This window comes from Variovorax sp. FG153 (assembly GCF_057809595.1).
Genome location: NZ_JBMDKG010000136.1, coordinates 1 through 340, shown reverse-complemented (window position 1 = coordinate 340; position 340 = coordinate 1). Strand labels below are relative to the sequence as shown.

The window sequence follows — 340 nt, the reverse complement described above, 5'->3', positions numbered from 1 at the left end:
CCAAATGAAGTGGGCTGTTGCCGGGCGAACGCCGCGCCACCTTCGCTCACGCCTTCTCGCCACGGGGCAGGGCTTGCGCACGCGCGCACCCCACCCCTTTCAGGCTGTTCTTTCGCGTCCTTCGCGAATCCTTCGCGTCCTCTGCGTCCGGCTGCCCGCTCCCGCCTTCTGACATGCCCCTCCTCGAAGTCGACAACCTCCACATCGGCCTGCAGACCCAGCGCGGCCCCGCCCAGGCCGTGCGCGGCGTCTCCTTCTCGCTCGAGCGCGGCCAGACCCTCGGCATCGTGGGCGAGTCGGGCTGCGGCAAGTCCATCACGGTCATGTCCCTCATGGGCCT

Annotated in this window: 1 protein-coding gene; it reads left to right on the top strand. The window is 69.1% G+C overall.

Translation table 11 applies throughout. From position 1 onward, the window contains the following. Nucleotides 1-173 precede the first annotated feature (173 nt). Nucleotides 174-340, top strand: a 167-nt coding sequence (locus ACODT0_RS42460; RefSeq protein WP_489044059.1) for an ATP-binding cassette domain-containing protein, incomplete at its 3' end; no start/stop codon positions are given.